General features: G+C 59.8%; 16 protein-coding genes. 12 read left to right on the plus strand and 4 right to left on the minus strand.

The annotated features are described in order from the left end of the window. Positions 1-163: 163 nt before the first annotated feature. Both tsf and rpsB read right to left on the minus strand, forming a co-directional pair. Positions 164-1,027, minus strand: coding sequence for a translation elongation factor Ts (tsf, locus tag PG5_RS25045; RefSeq protein ID WP_008019553.1), 864 nt, complete (start codon positions 1,025-1,027; stop codon positions 164-166). Between the two features lie 190 nt (positions 1,028-1,217). Next, entirely contained in the window at positions 1,218-1,955 is a 738-nt protein-coding gene (rpsB, locus tag PG5_RS25050; protein WP_008057307.1) for a 30S ribosomal protein S2, read from the minus strand. Between the two features lie 372 nt (positions 1,956-2,327). On the opposite strand from rpsB, the gene map reads away from it, so the two are divergent. The 4 genes from map (at position 2,328) to PG5_RS25070 (ending at position 8,052) form a co-directional block, all read left to right on the plus strand. Continuing rightward, positions 2,328-3,110, plus strand: a complete 783-nt coding sequence (gene map / locus PG5_RS25055; protein WP_020799866.1) for a type I methionyl aminopeptidase — start codon at positions 2,328-2,330, stop codon at positions 3,108-3,110. A 40-nt stretch (positions 3,111-3,150) separates the two neighbouring features. Beyond that, positions 3,151-5,853 carry a [protein-PII] uridylyltransferase gene (locus tag PG5_RS25060; protein WP_020799867.1) on the plus strand — a complete coding sequence of 901 codons (2,703 nt, stop codon included), beginning with the start codon at positions 3,151-3,153 and terminating at the stop codon, positions 5,851-5,853. Between the two features lie 79 nt (positions 5,854-5,932). Next, entirely contained in the window at positions 5,933-7,135 is a 1,203-nt protein-coding gene (gene dapC, locus PG5_RS25065) for a succinyldiaminopimelate transaminase (RefSeq protein WP_020799868.1), read from the plus strand. A 167-nt stretch (positions 7,136-7,302) separates the two neighbouring features. Then, the gene (locus PG5_RS25070; protein WP_020799869.1) at positions 7,303-8,052 is read left to right on the plus strand and encodes a M12 family metallopeptidase; all 750 of its coding nucleotides are present in this window, start codon (positions 7,303-7,305) and stop codon (positions 8,050-8,052) included. A 22-nt stretch (positions 8,053-8,074) separates the two neighbouring features. Here the strand turns inward: PG5_RS25070 and PG5_RS25075 are convergent, their stop codons facing one another. Continuing rightward, entirely contained in the window at positions 8,075-9,706 is a 1,632-nt protein-coding gene (locus tag PG5_RS25075; protein ID WP_020799870.1) for a Na+/H+ antiporter, read from the minus strand. Between the two features lie 197 nt (positions 9,707-9,903). On the opposite strand from PG5_RS25075, the gene PG5_RS25080 reads away from it, so the two are divergent. The 4 genes from PG5_RS25080 to PG5_RS25095 all read left to right on the plus strand — a co-directional run bounded on the left by PG5_RS25080 (position 9,904) and on the right by PG5_RS25095 (position 13,081). After that, positions 9,904-10,266, plus strand: a complete 363-nt coding sequence (locus tag PG5_RS25080; protein ID WP_008057297.1) for an ArsC family reductase — start codon at positions 9,904-9,906, stop codon at positions 10,264-10,266. 32 nt (positions 10,267-10,298) lie between these two features. Beyond that, positions 10,299-11,333, plus strand: a complete 1,035-nt coding sequence (dapD, locus tag PG5_RS25085; protein WP_020799872.1) for a 2,3,4,5-tetrahydropyridine-2,6-dicarboxylate N-succinyltransferase — start codon at positions 10,299-10,301, stop codon at positions 11,331-11,333. Between the two features lie 141 nt (positions 11,334-11,474). Then, positions 11,475-12,680, plus strand: a complete 1,206-nt coding sequence (locus PG5_RS25090; RefSeq protein WP_020799874.1) for an aminotransferase class V-fold PLP-dependent enzyme — start codon at positions 11,475-11,477, stop codon at positions 12,678-12,680. Beyond that, positions 12,677-13,081 (plus strand): SufE family protein, encoded by a 405-nt coding sequence (locus PG5_RS25095; RefSeq protein ID WP_020799875.1) that lies wholly within the window; start codon positions 12,677-12,679, stop codon positions 13,079-13,081. The genes PG5_RS25090 and PG5_RS25095 overlap by 4 nt, the downstream gene beginning before the upstream one ends. 35 nt (positions 13,082-13,116) lie before the next feature. On the opposite strand, the gene tcdA is transcribed toward PG5_RS25095, so the two are convergent. Then, complete coding sequence (gene tcdA / locus PG5_RS25100; protein WP_020799876.1) at positions 13,117-13,926, minus strand: tRNA cyclic N6-threonylcarbamoyladenosine(37) synthase TcdA; 810 nt, start codon at positions 13,924-13,926, stop codon at positions 13,117-13,119. A gap of 216 nt (positions 13,927-14,142) precedes the next feature. Between tcdA and PG5_RS25105 the strand changes: the two genes are divergently transcribed. The 4 genes from PG5_RS25105 to PG5_RS25120 all read left to right on the plus strand — a co-directional run bounded on the left by PG5_RS25105 (position 14,143) and on the right by PG5_RS25120 (position 19,386). Then, positions 14,143-16,734, plus strand: a complete 2,592-nt coding sequence (locus PG5_RS25105; protein WP_020799877.1) for a glycosyltransferase — start codon at positions 14,143-14,145, stop codon at positions 16,732-16,734. Between the two features lie 229 nt (positions 16,735-16,963). After that, positions 16,964-18,115 (plus strand): succinyl-diaminopimelate desuccinylase, encoded by a 1,152-nt coding sequence (dapE, locus tag PG5_RS25110; RefSeq protein WP_020799878.1) that lies wholly within the window; start codon positions 16,964-16,966, stop codon positions 18,113-18,115. After that, the gene (locus PG5_RS25115) at positions 18,115-18,924 is read left to right on the plus strand and encodes a putative RNA methyltransferase (protein WP_020799879.1); all 810 of its coding nucleotides are present in this window, start codon (positions 18,115-18,117) and stop codon (positions 18,922-18,924) included. The genes dapE and PG5_RS25115 overlap by 1 nt, the downstream gene beginning before the upstream one ends. Before the next feature lie 84 nt (positions 18,925-19,008). Beyond that, positions 19,009-19,386, plus strand: a complete 378-nt coding sequence (locus PG5_RS25120; RefSeq protein WP_020799880.1) for a hypothetical protein — start codon at positions 19,009-19,011, stop codon at positions 19,384-19,386. Positions 19,387-19,444 lie beyond the last annotated feature (58 nt).

Below are 19,444 nucleotides of genomic sequence, written 5' to 3' on the forward strand. Positions count from 1 at the left end.
TTCAGCTGGCGTTCACTCTAGCGTGGCGCTGCTTCAGCGCCATCGGAACATGGCTTTGTAAGCCAGTTCCAAACGGAAACCAATAAAAATTGGTTACCCATCTGAAAAGAGGCTGCGCGCGTGAGCGGGCAGCCTCTTCAGGGCGACAGTTAAAAAAACTGTCTTATTGCTTGGCGGCAGCCAGCTGTGCGGCAACTTCTTCAGCGAAGTTGTCCACTGGCTTCTCGATGCCTTCGCCGACTTTGAAGTAGGTGAAGGAAACGATTTCAGCGCCAGCTTTCTTGGCCAGGGCACCCACGGTGAGCTCTGGGTTCATTACGAAAGCTTGCTCAACCAGGCTGGCTTCAGCCAGGAACTTGGTGATACGGCCAGCAATCATCTTCTCGACGATTTCAGCAGGCTTGCCTTTCATCTTGTCTTCGTTCAGCTGCAGGAATACAGCTTTCTCGCGCTCGATGGCTTCGGCAGAAACCTGCGATGGCAGCAGGAATTCAGGGTTGCTTGCCGCCACGTGCATGGCGATCTCTTTGGCCAGCTGAACATCGCCGCCCTTGAGAACAACAGCAACACCGATCTTGTTACCGTGCAGGTAAGTACCCACCACGTCACCTTCAACGCGAACCAGGCGACGGATGTTGACGTTTTCGCCAACTTTCGCCACCAGGGCTTCACGAGCCGATTCCTGAGCGGCGATCAGCGGAGCTGCGTCGGTCAGTTTTTCAGCGAAGGCTTTTTCTACGCTGGCAGCAACGAAGTTCTTGAAGTCGTCTTGCAGGGCCAGGAAGTCGGTCTGCGAGTTCACTTCCAGCAGTACGGCGGACTTGTCGTCGGCCTTGATGGCGATTGCGCCTTCAGCGGCAACGTTGCCCGCTTTCTTGGCAGCCTTGATGGCGCCCGAAGCACGCATGTCATCAATGGCTTTCTCGATGTCGCCGCCGGCCTTGGTCAAGGCCTTTTTGCAATCCATCATGCCTTCGCCGGTACGCTCGCGCAGTTCTTTGACCAACGCTGCAGTAATCTCTGCCATTTCAAAATTCCTCTTGGATAGGTTATCAACCATTCCACCCGATCGAACGGGCGTTCAATTCTTCCCGAACCACCCTTGTTAGCTGCCGCACGTTACAGATAGAGCAGTGGGCGCCGACAAACGGTTTTCGAGGTGGCAAAAAGGGGGCCAAGCCCCCTTTTTGCTTACTGAGTCAACGCCAGGGCGTCAATTACTCAGCTGCAGCTGCCGGAGCTTCTTCAACGAAAACTTCGGTGCCGCCAGCAACGTTGTTGCGACCACGGATAACAGCGTCAGCCATCGAACCCATGTACAGCTGGATAGCGCGGATTGCGTCATCGTTGCCTGGGATGATGTAGTCAACGCCTTCCGGGCTGCTGTTGGTATCGACTACGCCGATAACCGGGATGCCCAGCTTGTTGGCTTCGGTGATCGCGATGCGCTCGTGATCAACGTCGATAACGAACAGAGCGTCTGGCAGACCGCCCATGTCCTTGATACCACCCAGGGAACGATCCAGCTTTTCCAGGTCACGGGAGCGCATCAGCGCTTCTTTCTTGGTCAGCTTGGCGAAAGTACCGTCTTCGGCTTGTACTTCAAGGTCACGCAGACGCTTGATGGAAGCACGGATGGTCTTGAAGTTGGTCAGCATGCCGCCCAACCAGCGGTGATCGACGTACGGCGAACCGCAACGTGCTGCTTCTTCAGCAACGATCTTGCCAGCGGAACGCTTGGTGCCGACGAACAGAATCTTGTTTTTGCCCTGGGCCAGGCGCTCTACGAAAGTCAGAGCTTCGTTGAACATTGGCAGGGTTTTTTCAAGGTTGATAATGTGAATCTTGTTACGCGCGCCGAAAATGTATTTACCCATTTTCGGGTTCCAGTAACGGGTCTGGTGACCGAAGTGCACACCGGCCTTCAGCATATCGCGCATGTTGACTTGGGACATGATAGTTCCTTAATAAGTCGGGTTTGGCCTCCACGTATCCCAATGACCAACCACCAGCATTTCGCTTGCGGCACCCAGGTCATCGTGTCGACACGTGTGTGGATTTAAGCTTTTCGGGGCATCCCCGGAAAGCGGCGCATTTTATATCACAAGGCAGGAAAAAACGGAACCCGGATTCTGAAATCGAGGCGAATGCACAACACCATCCCTTGGAATCGGCCCAGAATGCACCATTCTATAGAGAGAAGCGATCTACAGAGCCGCGGATTTGCGTTGATCGTCTGTTAGAATCGCGTTTTTCAGGGCTGCGAAGATCGATCGCGCAATGCCCTTTTCGTCTGGAAAGCGCCATCGAGCGTAGAGAGAGCCTGTATGACCGTCACCCTCAAAACCCCAGAGGACATCGCTGGCATGCGTGTCGCCGGCAAACTGGCCGCCGACGTGCTGGAAATGATTGCCGAATATGTCAAACCGGGCGTCACCACCGATCAACTGAACCAGATCTGTCACGACTATATCGTCAACGAGCAGAAGGCCATCCCTGCCCCGCTGAACTACAAGGGCTATCCGAAGTCGATCTGCACCTCGATCAACCATGTGGTCTGCCACGGCATCCCGAACGACAAGCCGCTCAAGGATGGCGACACCCTGAACATCGACGTCACAGTCATCAAGGACGGCTACCACGGCGACACCAGCCGCATGTTCCACGTCGGCAACGTGCCGGTCTGGGCTGAGCGCCTGTCGCAAGTGACCCAGGAATGCATGTACAAGGCGATTGAAATCGTCAAGCCGGGGTGCCGCCTGGGCGACATCGGTGAAATCATCCAGAAGCACGCCGAGAAGAACGGCTTTTCGGTGGTTCGCGAGTTCTGCGGCCACGGCATCGGCAAGGTGTTCCATGAAGAGCCGCAGATCCTGCACTACGGCCGTGCCGGTACCGGCATGGAACTGAAGGCTGGCATGACCTTCACCATCGAGCCAATGATCAACCAGGGCCGCGCCGACACCAAGGTACTGGGCGATGGCTGGACCGCGATCACCAAGGACCGCAAGCTGTCGGCACAGTGGGAGCACACCTTGCTGGTAACCGAAACCGGCTACGAGATCTTCACCCTGCGCAGCGATGACACCATCCCTCGCGTTTCGGCCTGATCCCGTCACCGTATCCAGCCTATAGAAAGGAAAGCAATCGATGCCGCAGGTGGATCCAGAACTCTTCGATCGCGGCCAGTTCCAGGCTGAACTGGCCCTGAAGGCCAGCCCGATCCCGGCCTTCAAGAAGGCGATCCGCCAGGCTCGCGAGGTGCTCGACGGGCGCTTTCGCAGTGGCCGGGAGATTCGCCGCTTGATCGAGGACCGTGCCTGGTTCGTCGATAACATCCTGCAAAAGGCCTGGGAGCAATTCAGCTGGAGCGAAGACGCCGACATCGCGCTGGTCGCGGTCGGCGGCTACGGTCGTGGCGAATTGCATCCTTATTCCGATATCGACCTGCTGATCCTGCTGGACAGTGCGGACCACGAAGTTTTCCGCGAGCCCATCGAGCGCTTCCTGACCCTGCTGTGGGACATTGGCCTGGAAGTCGGCCAGAGCGTTCGCTCGGTTGACGAGTGCGCCGTCGAGGCCCGCGCTGACCTCACGGTTGTCACCAACCTGATGGAAAGCCGCACCATCTGCGGTCCCGAACACCTGCGCCAGCGCATGCTGGACGTCACCAGCACCGCACACATGTGGCCGAGCAAGGAGTTTTTCCTGGCCAAGCGCGCCGAGCAGAAAGCCCGTCACCACAAGTACAACGACACCGAGTACAATCTGGAACCCAACGTCAAGGGCTCGCCCGGCGGCCTACGGGATATCCAGACGATTCTCTGGGTGGCCCGTCGCGAGTACGGCACCCTGAACCTGCGGGCACTGGCCGGCGAAGGTTTCCTGGTCGAAAGCGAAAACGCCTTGCTGGCCTCCTCCCAGGAGTTCCTGTGGAAGGTGCGTTATGCGCTGCACATGCTCGCCGGACGCTCCGAAGACCGCCTGCTGTTCGATCACCAACGCACCATTGCCGGGCTGCTGGGATTTGAAGGGGACGACGCCAAGCAGGCCGTCGAGAACTTCATGCAACAGTATTTCCGCGTGGTCATGAGCATTGCCCAGCTCAGCGACCTGATCATCCAGCACTTCGAGGAAGTCATCCTCGCGCCTGAGGATGCGGCACCGCCACAACCGGTCAACTCGCGATTCCAGTTGCACGACGGCTACATCGAGGCGCGTAACGACAATGTGTTCCGCCGCACGCCGTTCGCCATGCTCGAAATCTTCGTGCTGATGGCCCAGCAACCGGAAATCAAGGGTGTGCGCGCCGATACCATTCGCCTGCTGCGCGAAAACCGGCACCTGATCAACGACGATTTCCGCAACGACATACGCAACACCAGCCTGTTCATCGAGCTCTTCAAATGCAAGATCGGCATCCACCGCAACCTGCGCCGGATGAACCGCTACGGCATTCTCGGGCGTTATCTGCCGGAATTCGGTTTCATCGTCGGCCAGATGCAGCACGACCTGTTCCACATCTATACGGTTGACGCCCACACCCTGAACCTGATCAAGCACCTGCGTAAATTGCAGTACACCCAGGTTTCGGAAAAATTCCCGTTGGCCAGCAAGCTCATGGCCAAGTTGCCCAAGCCTGAACTGATCTATCTCGCCGGTCTGTACCACGACATCGGCAAGGGCCGGCATGGCGATCACTCGGACATCGGCGCGGTGGACGCCGAGGCCTTCTGCCAGCGCCATCAGCTGCCGGTATGGGACAGCCGCCTGATCGTCTGGCTGGTGCAAAACCATCTGGTGATGTCGACCACGGCCCAGCGCAAGGATTTGTCCGACCCCCAGGTGATCCATGATTTCGCCCAGACAGTGGGCGATGAAACACGCCTCGATTACCTGTATGTGCTGACGGTCGCCGACATCAACGCCACCAACCCGACCCTGTGGAACTCCTGGCGGGCCAGCCTGCTGCGCCAGCTCTACACCGAAACCAAGCGCGCCCTGCGTCGCGGCCTGGAAAACCCGGTGGACCGCGAAGAACAGATCCGCCAGACCCAGAGCGCCGCACTGGACATCCTGGTGCGCGGCGGCACCGACCCGGACGATGTCGAGCAGTTGTGGGCGCAACTGGGGGACGACTATTTCCTGCGCCACACCGCCGGCGATGTCGCCTGGCACAGCGATGCGATCCTCCAGCAGCCGGCCGACGGCGGGCCGCTGGTACTGATCAAGGAAACCACTCAACGCGAGTTCGAGGGCGGCACGCAAATCTTCATCTACGCGCCGGACCAGCACGATTTCTTCGCCGTAACCGTGGCCGCGATGGACCAGCTCAACCTGAACATCCATGACGCCCGGGTCATCACCTCCAGCAGCCAGTTCACCCTCGACACCTATATTGTGCTCGATACCGATGGCGACTCGATCGGTGATAATCCGGCACGGGTCAAGCAGATCCGTGACGGCCTGACCGAAGCCCTGCGCAATCCGGACAATTACCCGACCATCATCCAGCGCCGAGTGCCGCGCCAGCTCAAGCATTTCGCCTTCGCACCACAGGTGACGATCCACAACGACGCCCAGCGCCCGGTGACCGTCCTGGAACTGACTGCCCCTGATCGCCCTGGCCTGCTGGCACGGGTCGGCACGATCTTCCTGGAGTTCGACCTGTCGCTGCAGAACGCCAAGATCGCCACCCTCGGGGAGCGCGTGGAAGACGTGTTCTTCATCACCGACGCGAACAACCAACCGTTGTCCGACCCGTTGTTGTGCAGTCGCTTGCAGGATGCAATCGTCGAACAGTTGAGCGTCAACCAGGAACCCGATATCAAACTGTCGCGCATCAGCATTTGAATTAAGTATCTCCCCTCTGTAGGAGCCGGCTTGCTGGCTCCTACAGAGTGCAGGTCTTCACATTGAACGAGATCCATCGATGAACAACGCTCTGACCCAGCTCCAGCCCTACCCGTTCGAGAAGCTCCGCGCCCTGCTCGGCAGCGTCACGCCAAACCCGGACAAACGCCCTATCGCGTTGTCGATCGGCGAACCGAAACACCGCTCGCCAAGCTTCGTCGCCGAAGCCCTGGCCAGCAACCTGGATCAGATGGCCGTGTACCCGACCACCCTCGGCATCCCGGCCCTGCGTGAAGCCATCGCCGCCTGGTGCGAGCGCCGCTTCGGCGTTCCGAGCGGCTGGATCGACCCGGCGCGCAACGTGCTGCCAGTCAACGGCACCCGTGAAGCGCTGTTCGCGTTCACCCAGACCGTGGTCAACCGTAGTGACGACGCGCTGGTGGTCAGTCCGAACCCCTTTTATCAGATCTATGAAGGCGCCGCGTTCCTCGCCGGGGCCAAGCCGCACTACCTGCCGTGCCTGGACGAAAATGGCTTCAACCCGGATTTCGATGCCGTTTCGCCGGACATCTGGCAACGCTGCCAGATCCTGTTCCTGTGCTCGCCGGGTAACCCGACCGGCGCGCTGATCCCGGTCGAGACCTTGAAAAAGCTGATCGCCCTGGCTGACGAATACGACTTCGTGATCGCCGCGGACGAGTGCTACAGCGAGCTGTATTTCGACGAACAGACGCCGCCACCAGGCCTACTCAGCGCTTGCGTGGAACTGGGTCGCAAGGATTTCAAGCGCTGCGTGGTATTCCACAGCCTGTCCAAGCGCTCCAACCTGCCAGGCCTGCGTTCGGGCTTCGTGGCCGGTGACGCTGACGTCCTCAAGGGCTTCCTGCTCTACCGCACCTATCACGGCTGCGCGATGCCGGTTCAAACCCAACTGGCCAGCGTTGCCGCGTGGAACGACGAAGTGCATGTGCGCGCCAACCGTGCGCTGTATCGCGAGAAGTACGACGCGGTGCTGAAAATCCTCAGCCCGGTGATGGACGTGCAACGCCCGGACGGCGGTTTTTACCTGTGGCCGAATGTGGCCGGTGACGACGCAGCCTTCTGCCGCGACCTGTTCGAGCAGGAGCATGTGACCGTCGTGCCGGGTTCCTACCTGTCGCGGGATGTCGATGGCGTCAATCCGGGTGCCGGGCGCGTGCGCATGGCATTGGTTGCGCCGCTGGCGGAGTGTGTAGAGGCCGCAGAGCGAATTCGCAACTTCATTGATGCACGCAGTAAATAACAATGAGTTCCCCTGCACCGTGCAACGCGGTGCAGGCCAACTTAAACAACTTCACACCCAACAAACTAAACTTATACGCGCAACAAACTGAACAATTAACAATCTAGACAACCCCCTACCCACCCTTTAATTTGAGGCCTCACTCACAGACCACTAAGCACAACCAAATGAATCAACTTAAATGCTGCAAAACCATTGCAACTTCCGACCCTGCTGCCTCTTATCAAGCCGCCATCAATGAGCACCCCTCTAACGGAGTCACTCACGGCAATCGTAAAAAGCGCAGTATCAGCGACCACACCAAATATTGGAAGCCAGGGAAAACCCTGAGAATCCTGATCTTCGAATACAATGAACTCTCTTTTGCCGCGGTAAAAAACGCTGCAAGCAAATGGCTGCCGTACATCAATCTCAATTTCGAATTCATTGAAATGGATGAACAAGACATTTTTTCTTCGGAAGAATTCCTGGGTGACATTCGCATCGACTTTCAACCCTCGTTCGATAATAGCGGCGGTTCAAGAATCGGTACCGACGCGATTACCGGCGACCCCCAAGCGCCGTCCATGACCTTGGGAACCAAATTTTCCTCTCCCTATTTCGAATATACGGTTATTCATGAATTTGGGCATGCACTCGGATTGGGTCATGAGCATCAACATCCAGATGCAGGGATACCTTGGGACCGAGAAAAAACATACGCCCACATGATCAGCAGTACGTTTACCAGAGCTGAAGTTGATGCCAATGTCTTTCCCTTGGAGCGCAGTGCCTTTCAGGCTTTCACCCCCTATGACCGGCATTCCGTAATGCACTATGAAGTCCTCAACGAACTTACCGTGGGTGACTGGCATCAACCTCTAAACTTGCATATCAGCCAAGGCGACATTGCGGCCGTGCGCATGATTTACCCATAACCGCGCCAGCTCGACAATCCGCTTACTTTACCGCCCCCAGTTTAGCCTCACTCAAGTCCAGCTCACCCAATACCTCGCGCAACACGTCATCCCCAATCTGGTGATGACGACTAAGGCTATACAACTCCAGGCGCTGCGCTCGCAGGGCCTTCAAACGCAGGCGCCGTTCCAGCAAGTCCATTTGAAAGGCCAGTGCCTGGGCTTCGGCCGAGTCATTGAATACTTCAAGCTGATGCCGATACTCGGACATGATCCGCGCCTTGAGTTCTACCGCCAGCGCCGCTTGAGCGGCGTCCTGTGGGTTGACCTCTTCGGTTTCGAGGGCATGAATGGCCGCTTCGGCGGTTTTGCGCCAGGCGTCGCGCACTTCATTGCGGCGCTTGTCGTCCGGGCTTTTTTCGATGCCTCGCAGCAGCAACGGCAACGCCACGCACGCGGCGATCAACGACAGCAAAATCACCCCGGCAGCGATGAAGATCAGCAGGTCACGCTCGGGAAATGCCTCTGCCCCCATGAACATTGGCACCGACATCACACCCGCCAATGTTACCGCCCCGCGCACGCCACCAACGGTCAGTAACCAGCAGGAGCGCGCGCTCGGCACCCGGGTGATCTCATCCTTGCCGCGCCAGCGCCGCAGCACAATGGACAGGCGCCAGATGCTCTGCACCCAGACGAACCGCAACACCAGCAGCACCAGGAAAATCGCCAGCACATCGACACAGCGATAAAACAGCGTCGGCCACAGCGAAGTTTCATGGCTGGCCACGGCTTTGATGATGTCCGGCAACTGCAAGCCCAGCAGCAGGAAAATCAAGCCATTGAAGGCGAACTCCAGCAGTGACCAGACGCTGCGATTGAGCAACCGCGTGTTGGTCTGGCGCGGCAGCAGATCGAGCCAGCTTTGCATCATCCCCGCCGCTACCGCCGACAGAATGCCCGACGCTCCCGCGCGTTCGGCGAGCACGTAGGCGGCAAATGGCAGCAACAACATGAAGACGACGTGGGTGGCCGGGTCATCCCAGCCACGGGCGATCATCCACGAGCGCAGGCGCCCTACCAGCCAGCTCAACGCCACGCCAATGGCCAGACCGCCGACCGCCACCAATACAAAGGTGACACTGGCGTTGGCCAGCGAAAATGCCCCGGTCACTGCCGCCACCAGGGCGAACTTGAACGTCACCAGACCCGAGGCATCGTTCATCAACGCCTCGCCCTGCAGCATGTGCATCAAGGGCGTCGGCAAGCGATTCTGAGAGATCGCCGACACCGCCACGGCGTCCGTGGGCGACAGCACCGCCGCCAATGCAAACGCCACCGGCAACGGGATAGTCGGCAGCAACCAGTGAATAAAATACCCGGCACCGACCACGGTAAACAGCACCAACCCCACGGCCAGGGTGAGGATCGGTCCACGCAAACGCCAGAATTCACGTTTGGGCATGCGCCAGCCATCGGAAAACAACAACGGTGGCAGGAACAGAAACAGAAACAATTCAGGATCCAGCGCCACATGCAGGCCGAGGGTCGGCCAGGCAAGCAAGGCACCCGCGGCAATTTGCACCAACGGCAACGGCAGTGGGATCACCCGTCCGAGCAGGCGCGAAACACCTACCAGCATCAACAGAATCAGAACGGTGTAGGCGGTTTGCATAAAGCGTGGTTCCCGGACAATCGACAGCATTGAAGTGCCATATTAGCCGCTTAGACTGTGCGCTTGCCCTTACACCTATGTCGCACCCTGTCACAACTGTATTCCCAGGGGTTTTGTCCTACAGCCGCCGCGAAACCATCCGGCCATGGCATAATCCGGCACCTTTTATTTCCAACACCTGTAAAGGGGGCGATTCCTTGACCGTTTCAAGTAAAACGTTGCACCTTTTCGGCATCAAGGCGTGTGACACCATGAAAAAGGCGCGCACCTGGCTTGATGAACACGCTGTCAGCTATGACTTTCACGATTACAAAGCGGTCGGTATCGATCGTGAACACCTGACCCAATGGTGCAACGAGCACGGCTGGGAAGTGGTGTTAAACCGTGCAGGCACGACCTTTCGCAAGCTCGACGACGAACGCAAAGCCGATCTCGACCAGTCGAAAGCCATCGAACTGATGCTCGCACAACCTTCGATGATCAAGCGCCCGGTGCTCGATCTCGGTGACCGAACCCTGATTGGCTTCAAGCCAGATATCTACGCGGCCGCGCTCAAGTAAGCAGCCCGTTTCAATTTGCTAGAGGTATCAACATGTCCACTACCCTGTTCAGCCTGGCCTTTGGTGTCGGCACTCAAAACCGTCAAGGCGCCTGGCTGGAAGTGTTCTACGCACAGCCATTGCTCAACCCGTCTGCCGAACTGGTCGCTGCCATTGCGCCGATCCTGGGCTACACCGAAGGCAACCAGGCCATCACCTTCACCACCGCGCAAGCTTCGCAACTGGCTGAAGCCGTGAAAGGTGTCGACGCTGCCCAGGCCGCCCTGCTGACCCGCCTGGCCGAGAGCCACAAGCCGCTGGTCGCCACTGTCCTGGCCGAAGACGCACAACTGACCTCCACGCCTGAGGCCTACCTCAAGCTGCACCTGCTGTCTCATCGCCTGGTCAAGCCACACGGCCTGAACCTGGCTGGCGTGTTCCCGCTGCTGCCAAACGTAGCCTGGACCAGCCAGGGCGCCATCGACCTGTCCGAACTGGCCGAGCATCAACTCGAAGCCCGCCTGCGCGGCGAGCTGCTGGAAGTGTTCTCGGTGGACAAGTTCCCGAAAATGACCGACTACGTCGTACCGGCCGGTGTGCGTATCGCTGACGCCGCGCGCCTGCGCCTGGGCGCCTACGTGGGCGAAGGCACCACCGTAATGCACGAAGGCTTCATCAACTTCAACGCCGGCACCGAAGGCCCGGGCATGATCGAAGGCCGCGTCTCCGCTGGCGTATTCGTCGGCAAGGGTTCGGACCTGGGCGGCGGCTGTTCGACCATGGGCACTCTCTCGGGTGGCGGCAACATCGTGATCAAGGTTGGCGAAGGCTGCCTGATCGGCGCCAACGCCGGTATCGGTATCCCGTTGGGCGACCGCAACACCGTTGAGTCGGGCCTGTATGTGACTGCCGGTACCAAGGTGGCGCTGCTGGACGAGAACAACGAGCTGGTGAAAGTTGTGAAGGCCCGTGAGCTGGCCGGCCAGGCCGACCTGCTGTTCCGTCGCAATTCGCAAACCGGTGCCGTGGAGTGCAAGACCCACAAATCGGCGATCGAATTGAACGAAGCGCTGCACGCTCACAACTAAGCGTCAGTCGATTCCTGTAGGAGCGAGCATGCTCGCGATGAACGTCAACGATAACGCGGGGCACCAGACACCCCGTGTCGTCCAGGCGTCCATCGCGAGCATGCTCGCTCCTACAAGGGTCAGGCGTAAAGGCCGAACAACATGACGATTCTCTCCCCCTGGCGCGCCGACTTTCCGGCCATCGCCGCCCTGCAACGGCAAGGCCAGACCTATCTGGACAACGCCGCCACCACGCAAAAACCGCAAGCCCTGCTCGATGCCCTGGCGCATTACTACGCCAACGGCGCGGCCAACGTGCATCGGGCACAACACCTGCCCGGCGCCCATGCGACCCAAGCATTCGAGGACAGTCGGCGCAAAGCCGCGCAATGGCTCCATGCCGGCGACCGCGGGCAAATCATCTTCACGCATGGCGCGACGTCCGCGCTGAACCTCCTGGCCTATGGCTTGGAACATCTTTTCAATCCAGGCGATGAGATTGTCATCAGCGCCCTGGAACATCACGCCAACCTGCTGCCGTGGCAGCAACTGGCGCAGCGCCGCGAGCTAAACCTGGTGATCCTGCCACTGGATGCCGACGGTGTGATCGACCTTGACGCTGCCGGACGGTTGATCGGCCCACGCACGCGGCTGCTGGCGGTCAGCCAGCTGTCCAACGTCATCGGCGCCTGGCAACCCCTGCCCCCGCTGCTGGCGCTGGCCAAGGCGCATAACGCCTTGACCGTGATCGACGGCGCCCAGGGCGTGGTCCATGGTCGGCATGACGTGCAAGCGCTAGGGTGCGACTTCTATGTATTTTCCAGCCACAAGCTCTATGGCCCTGATGGCCTGGGCGTGTTGTTTGGGCGCCATGAAGCGCTGCAACAGCTACGCCCCTGGCAGTTCGGCGGCGAAATGGTGCTGGATGCCAACTATCATGACGCCCGCTTCCGCCCTGCTCCGCTGGGATTCGAAGCCGGCACGCCGCCGATTTCCAGCGTCATTGGACTGGGGGCAAGCCTGGATTACCTTGCCGGGCTCGATCAGCACGCTGTTTGCGCCCATGAATCGGCCCTGCATGACTATCTACTCAAGGGGCTCGCTGCACGTAATGGCATCCGCCTGTTGGGCAAGCCGCAAGTGGCACTGGCGAGCTTCACCATCGAAGGTGTACATAACTCGGATCTGGCGCACCTTCTGACCGAACAGGGCATTGCGGTCCGCGCCGGTCATCACTGCGCCATGCCGCTGCTCAAAAGCCTGCACCTGGCCGGAGCGATTCGGGTGTCGTTGGCGCTGTACAACGACTCCGAAGACCTGGAACGGTTCTTTGAAGCGCTGGATCAAGCACTGGAGTTATTGCGATGAGCCTTCCCGCTGAAGCCGTGGACGCGCTGCAAGCCTTTCAAGATCTGCCGGGCTGGGAACAACGGGCGCGCCTGCTGATGCAGTGGGGCGAGCGCCTGCCCGTACTGAACGAAGTAGAAATGTGTGACACCAACCGGGTGCACGGCTGCGAAAGCCAGGTGTGGCTGGTGGGCGAACTGAAGGATGGCCACTGGCAGTTCAGGGCCAACAGTGATGCACGGTTGATTCGCGGATTGGTGGCGTTGCTGCTGGCGCGGGTCAACGGGTTGTCGGCGAATGAGCTTCAGCAGGTGGACTTGGCGGACTGGTTCAATCAGCTGGGGTTGGGTCGCCAGTTGTCCCAGTCGCGCAGCAATGGCTTGAATGCGGTTTTACAACGGATGCGTGAACTCGCCGCCTGACTGATCATTCCCACGCTCTGCGTGGAAATGATCAGTCAGGAAGGTTTGACGCGCTCCGCCGGCCGCCGCACACCCGCCACGATCTTGTCCACCGCCTTGGTCGCCGCGACCATGCCGAAGGTCGCCGTCACCATCATCACAGCGCCAAAACCACCGGCGCAGTCAAGCTTCACACCATCACCGACGAAACTCTTCTGCAGGCAAATGCTGCCATCGGGTTTCGGGTAGCGCAGTTGCTCGGTGGAGAACACACACGGCACGCTGTAATGACGGGTCACGGTGCGCGAAAAGCCATAGTCGCGGCGCAAGGTGGAGCGCACTTTCGACGCCAGCGGATCATTGAACGTACGGTTGAGGTCGCAGACCTGGATCAGCGTCGGATCGATCTGCCCGCCCGCACCGCCGGTGGTGATGATCTGGATCTTGCGCCGCTTACACCAGGCAATCAGCGCCGCCTTGGCGTTGACGCTGTCGATGCAGTCGATCACGCAATCGATGTTCGGCGTGATGTACTCGGCCATGGTCTCGCGGGTGACGAAATCCGGCACCGCGTGCACCGTGCAATCGGGATTGATCCCGCGCAAGCGCTCGGCCATCACTTCGACCTTGGGTTTGCCGACGGTGCTGTCCAATGCGTGTAACTGGCGGTTGGCGTTGCTGACACAGACATCGTCCAAGTCGAACAACGAGATCTCGCCGACACCGCAACGGGCCATGGCTTCCGCCGCCCAGGAGCCGACGCCACCGACGCCAACAATCGCCACATGCGCCGCGCGCAGGCGCTCAAGGCCCTCGATGCCATACAAACGGGCGATGCCTGCAAACCGCGGATCTTCTGTACTCATGACCATCACCTCAAAAACCGGCGCGCAGTATAGGGCTTCGTCGCACGAAATTTTAGGGTTCGAGCGGTTAGTGTAAGAACTTATGTGAAAGTGAATTGCCCAATGTCGGGTAATTCCCTGTCCGCTATAGGTTCAGAGAATGCCTAGTGTAGGATTCGCCCCCCTTGGCGGTCCGACCGTTCCTTCGTTCCACAGTCTTTGGAACCCGAAATAACTATGTCATCGCGTAAATTTGGACTCAACCTGGTGGTGGTGCTCGCCATCGCTGCCTTGTTTACCGGTTTCTGGGCGCTGATCAATCGCCCGGTAACCGCTCCCAACTGGCCCGAACAGATCTCCGGCTTCTCGTACTCACCTTTCCAGCAGGGTCAATTCCCACAGAAGGAGCAGTATCCAACCGACGATCAAATGCGTCGTGACCTGGAGATAATGAGCAAGCTGACGGACAACATCCGTACTTACTCGGTCGACGGTACGCTGGAAAACATTCCCAAGCTGGCGGAAGAGTTTGGCCTGCGGGTGACACTGGGGATCTGGATCAGCCCGGACCAGGAACGCAACGAGCGGGAAATCACCCGTGCCATCGAAATCGCCAATTCTTCGCGCAGCGTCGTGCGCGTCGTTGTAGGTAACGAAGCCATTTTCCGTAAGGAAATCACCGCTGCCGAACTGAGTGTGATCCTTGATCGCGTCCGCGCCGCTGTGAAGGTGCCGGTGACTACGTCCGAACAGTGGCACGTCTGGGAAGAACACCCCGAACTGGCCAAGCACGTCGACCTGATTGCCGCGCACGTGCTGCCTTACTGGGAGTTCATCCCGATGGACAAGGCGGGACAGTTCGTCCTCGACCGGGCCCGCGACCTGAAAAAGATGTTCCCGAAAAAACCGCTGCTACTTTCCGAAGTGGGCTGGCCAAGCAACGGCCGCATGCGCGGAGGCGCCGATGCGTCGCCGGCAGACCAGGCGATCTATCTGCGAACCCTGGTCAACAAGCTCAACCGCCAGGGCTTCAACTACTTCGTGATCGAAGCGTTCGACCAGCCGTGGAAGGCCAGTGACGAAGGTTCGGTAGGCGCCTACTGGGGTGTGTTCAACGCCGCACGCCAACAGAAATTCAACTTCGAAGGCCCGGTGGTCGCGATCCCGCAATGGCGCGTGCTGGCCATTGGCTCGGTGGTATTGGCGCTGCTGTCGCTGACCCTGCTGATGATCGACGGCTCGGCCCTGCGCCAACGTGGTCGCACCTTCCTGACTTTTATCGCGTTCCTTTGCGGTTCGGTGCTGGTGTGGATCGGTTATGACTACAGCCAGCAATACAGCACCTGGTTCAGCCTGACGGTGGGCTTCCTACTCGCCCTTGGTGCACTTGGGGTGTTCATCGTGTTGCTGACCGAGGCCCACGAACTGGCCGAAGCCGTGTGGATCCACAAACGGCGCCGGGAATTCCTGCCGGTGGTCGGTGATTCGAACTATCGACCGAAAGTCTCGATCCATGTGCCGTGCTACAACGAGCCTCCGGAGATGGTCAAGGAGACCCTCAACGCCCTGGCCAATCTCGACTATCCGGACTTCGAAGTCCTGATCATCGACAACAACACCAAGGACCCGGCGGTCTGGGAACCGGTGCGCGACTACTGCGAAACCCTCGGCCCACGCTTCAAGTTCTTCCACGTCGCACCCTTGGCCGGTTTCAAGGGCGGTGCGCTGAACTACCTGATCCCCCACACCGCCAAGGATGCCGAAGTGATCGCGGTGATCGACTCCGATTACTGCGTGCACCCCAACTGGCTCAAGCACATGGTGCCGCACTTCGCCGACCCGAAAATCGCCGTGGTGCAGTCGCCGCAGGATTACCGCGACCAGAACGAAAGCACCTTCAAGAAGCTCTGCTACGCGGAATACAAAGGCTTCTTCCACATCGGCATGGTTACCCGTAACGACCGTGACGCGATCATCCAGCACGGGACCATGACCATGACCCGGCGCTCGGTGCTCGAGGAACTGGGCTGGGCCGACTGGTGCATCTGCGAAGACGCCGAGCTTGGCCTGCGAGTGTTTGAAAAAGGCCTGTCGGCGGCGTATTACCACGACAGCTACGGCAAGGGCCTGATGCCCGACACCTTCATCGACTTCAAGAAACAGCGATTCCGCTGGGCCTATGGCGCGATCCAAATCATCAAGCGTCACACCCGCAGCCTGCTGCGCGGCAAGGACACCGAGCTGACCCGCGGCCAGCGCTACCACTTCCTTGCGGGCTGGTTGCCGTGGGTCGCCGATGGCATGAACATCTTCTTCACTGTCGGCGCGCTGTTGTGGTCGGCGGCGATGATCATCGTGCCGCAGCGGGTCGATCCGCCGTTGCTGATTTTCGCGATCCCGCCCCTGGCGCTGTTCGTGTTCAAGGTCGGCAAGATCATCTTCCTCTACCGACGGGCGGTGGGGGTGAACCTCAAGGATGCGTTCTGCGCGGCACTGGCGGGACTTGCGTTGTCGCACACCATCGCCAAGGCGGTGTTGTACGGTTTCTTCACCAGCAGCATTCCGTTCATCCGCACGCCGAAGCATGCCGATAGCCACGGCTTCTGGGTGGCCATTGCCGAGGCCCGTGAAGAGGTGTTCATCATGCTGCTGTTGTGGGGCGCGGCCCTGGGGATCTACCTGGTGAACGGCATGCCGAGCAACGACATGCGTTTCTGGGTAACCATGCTGCTGGTACAGTCGCTGCCGTACCTGGCGGCGCTGATCATGGCGTTCCTCTCCTCCCTGCCGAAGCCGACCGCCGAAACCGAAACGGCGCCAGCGGTCTAAATCTTCACCGATGCACTAAACGGCGGCCAATGGTCGCCGTTTTGCTTTAAGATAACCGCCATTTTGCAGGGGCTACGGCCCAATGGCCGGACCTGATCCCTGTGGGAGCGAGCCTGCTCGCGAAGGCGTTGTAACAATCAACGTTTATGTTGACTGACACGCCGCCTTCGCGAGCAGGCTCGCTCCCACAGTGGGTCCGCGCCCACATTCATGATTTCCGGAGTTTCCCATGACGGCCCACGCCGACCTTTCGCCGACCCTTCAACTCGCCATCGACCTGATCCGCCGTCCGTCCGTGACGCCGGTCGACGCCGATTGCCAGAAGCAGATGATGCAGCGCCTGGGCGATGCCGGTTTCATGCTGGAACCGATGCGCATCGAAGATGTGGATAACTTCTGGGCCACCCACGGCAAACACGACGGCCCGGTACTCTGCTTCGCCGGTCACACCGACGTGGTGCCGACAGGTCCCGTGACCGCCTGGCAAATCGATCCGTTCAACGCAGTCATCGACGAACACGGCATGCTCTGCGGCCGTGGCGCGGCAGACATGAAAGGCAGCCTGGCATCCATGACCGTGGCCGCCGAGCGTTTCGTCGCCGATTACCCGGATCACAAGGGCAAGGTCGCCTTCCTGATCACCAGCGACGAAGAAGGCCCGGCGCACCATGGCACCAAGGCCGTGATTGAACGCCTGGTCGCACGCAAGGAGCGCCTGGACTGGTGCATCGTCGGCGAACCGTCGAGCACCACCCTGGTCGGTGACGTGGTCAAGAACGGCCGTCGCGGTTCCCTCGGCGCCAAGCTGACCGTGCGTGGTGTACAGGGCCACGTGGCCTACCCGCACCTGGCCAAGAACCCGATCCACTTGGCCGCTCCAGCGCTGGCGGAACTTGCCGCCGAGCATTGGGACCACGGCAACGATTTCTTCCCGCCGACCAGTTTCCAGATTTCCAACGTCAACTCCGGCACCGGCGCGACCAACGTCATCCCGGGTGACCTGGTCGCCGTATTCAACTTCCGCTTCTCCACCGAGTCGACCGTCGAAGGCCTGCAAAAGCGTGTCGCCGACATTCTCGACAAGCATGCCCTGGACTGGCACATCGACTGGGCACTGTCCGGCCTGCCGTTCCTCACCGAACCGGGCGCGCTGCTCGACGCCGTGTCCTCGAGCATCAAGGACATCACCGGTCGTGAAACCCAGGCTTCCACCAGCGGTGGCACTTCCGACGGCCGTTTCATTGCGACCATGGGCACGCAAGTGGTCGAGTTGGGGCCGGTCAACGCGACCATCCACCAGGTCAACGAGCGCGTACTGGCGGCCGACCTCGATGTGTTGACCGAAATCTACTACCAGACCCTGATCAAGTTGCTCGCCTGATGCTCGCTTGCCCGATCTGCAGTGAACCGCTGAGCGCGGTGGACAACGGCGTGGCCTGCCCCGCCGGGCATCGTTTCGACCGTGCGCGCCAGGGTTACCTGAACCTGTTGCCGGTGCAGCACAAGAACAGCCGCGATCCTGGGGATAACCAGGCGATGGTCGAAGCCCGCCGCGACTTCCTCAACGCCGGCCATTACGCGCCGGTGGCCAAGCGCCTGGCGGAACTGGCGGCAAGTTACGCGCCACAGCGCTGGATCGATATCGGTTGTGGCGAGGGCTATTACACCGCGCAAATCGCCGACGCCTTGCCGGACGCCGACGGCTACGCCCTGGACATTTCCCGGGAAGCGGTCAAGCGCGCCTGTAAACGCAACCCCAAGCTCACCTGGTTGATCGCCAGCATGGCCCGCGTGCCGCTGGCATCGGGCAGCTGTCAGTTCCTGGCCAGCGTCTTCAGCCCGCTGGATTGGGACGAAGCCAAGCGCCTGCTCAGCCCCGGCGGCGGCCTGATGAAAGTCGGTCCGACCAGCGGCCACCTGATGGAGCTGCGTGAGCGGCTGTACGACGAAGTCCGCGAGTACATCGACGACAAGCACCTGGACCTGGTGCCTGAAGGCATGGCGCTGGCTCACAGCGAGACCCTGACGTTCAAACTGACGCTTGCCAGTGGTCAGGACCGGGCGAACCTGTTGGCCATGACCCCCCACGGCTGGCGCGCCAGTGCCGAGCGCCGGGCAGCAGTCATTGAGCAGGTCGAGCCTTTCGAAGTCACCGTATCGATGCGCTACGATTACTTCGTACTTCAATAACTTCAACCATTTTTGGTCTTGGGCAACGGCTCAAGACCGGCTAAATCCGCGAATGGATTTTTCAGACACGCAGTGAGGACATCCATGCGCCAACCCGATATCGAGATTTACCTGAAAGACGCCGACGTCGACCACAAGGCCATCTCGGCCTGGCTCGGCGCGGCATTGGGCCCGTGCACCGATTGGGTCCAGAAAGGCCAGACCTACAAGTGCAAGGCCGGCAACGTGCCGGTGACCTGGCTGCCCAAGGCCGTAGGAAAGTGGAACAGCCTGTACCTGGAAAGCGACCAGACGCCGTGGGAAGACGACATCGCCTGCGCCCGCGCTGCCTTTGCCGCGTTGAACGTCGAAGTGCGCTGCGCACCGGGTAGCTGGGTCGAGGAAGAAGGTGAAGAGACGGCGGATCGCTGGATTCGCATCAGCGCCGACGGTGAAGAAGAGATCACCTGGAAAACTGCTTAACCGCCAAAGATCGCAGCCTGCGGCAGCTCCTACAGGGTTATGTGTACACCTGTAGGAG

The organism is Pseudomonas sp. G5(2012), assembly GCF_000408945.1.
In the GTDB taxonomy this organism is placed as follows: domain Bacteria; phylum Pseudomonadota; class Gammaproteobacteria; order Pseudomonadales; family Pseudomonadaceae; genus Aquipseudomonas; species Aquipseudomonas umsongensis.

Excerpts from the sequence above, each read along its gene's own strand:
- tsf (WP_008019553.1), bottom strand. The coding sequence starts at position 1,027 with ATGGCAGAGATTACTGCAGCGTTGGTCAAAGAACTGCGCGAGCGTACC.
- rpsB (WP_008057307.1), bottom strand. The coding sequence starts at position 1,955 with ATGTCCCAAGTCAACATGCGCGATATGCTGAAGGCCGGTGTGCACTTC.
- map (WP_020799866.1), top strand. The coding sequence starts at position 2,328 with ATGACCGTCACCCTCAAAACCCCAGAGGACATCGCTGGCATGCGTGTC.
- PG5_RS25060 (WP_020799867.1), top strand. The coding sequence starts at position 3,151 with ATGCCGCAGGTGGATCCAGAACTCTTCGATCGCGGCCAGTTCCAGGCT.
- dapC (WP_020799868.1), top strand. The coding sequence starts at position 5,933 with ATGAACAACGCTCTGACCCAGCTCCAGCCCTACCCGTTCGAGAAGCTC.
- PG5_RS25070 (WP_020799869.1), top strand. The coding sequence starts at position 7,303 with ATGAATCAACTTAAATGCTGCAAAACCATTGCAACTTCCGACCCTGCT.
- PG5_RS25075 (WP_020799870.1), bottom strand. The coding sequence starts at position 9,706 with ATGCAAACCGCCTACACCGTTCTGATTCTGTTGATGCTGGTAGGTGTT.
- dapD (WP_020799872.1), top strand. The coding sequence starts at position 10,299 with ATGTCCACTACCCTGTTCAGCCTGGCCTTTGGTGTCGGCACTCAAAAC.
- PG5_RS25090 (WP_020799874.1), top strand. The coding sequence starts at position 11,475 with ATGACGATTCTCTCCCCCTGGCGCGCCGACTTTCCGGCCATCGCCGCC.
- PG5_RS25095 (WP_020799875.1), top strand. The coding sequence starts at position 12,677 with ATGAGCCTTCCCGCTGAAGCCGTGGACGCGCTGCAAGCCTTTCAAGAT.
- tcdA (WP_020799876.1), bottom strand. The coding sequence starts at position 13,926 with ATGAGTACAGAAGATCCGCGGTTTGCAGGCATCGCCCGTTTGTATGGC.
- PG5_RS25105 (WP_020799877.1), top strand. The coding sequence starts at position 14,143 with ATGTCATCGCGTAAATTTGGACTCAACCTGGTGGTGGTGCTCGCCATC.
- dapE (WP_020799878.1), top strand. The coding sequence starts at position 16,964 with ATGACGGCCCACGCCGACCTTTCGCCGACCCTTCAACTCGCCATCGAC.
- PG5_RS25115 (WP_020799879.1), top strand. The coding sequence starts at position 18,115 with ATGCTCGCTTGCCCGATCTGCAGTGAACCGCTGAGCGCGGTGGACAAC.
- PG5_RS25120 (WP_020799880.1), top strand. The coding sequence starts at position 19,009 with ATGCGCCAACCCGATATCGAGATTTACCTGAAAGACGCCGACGTCGAC.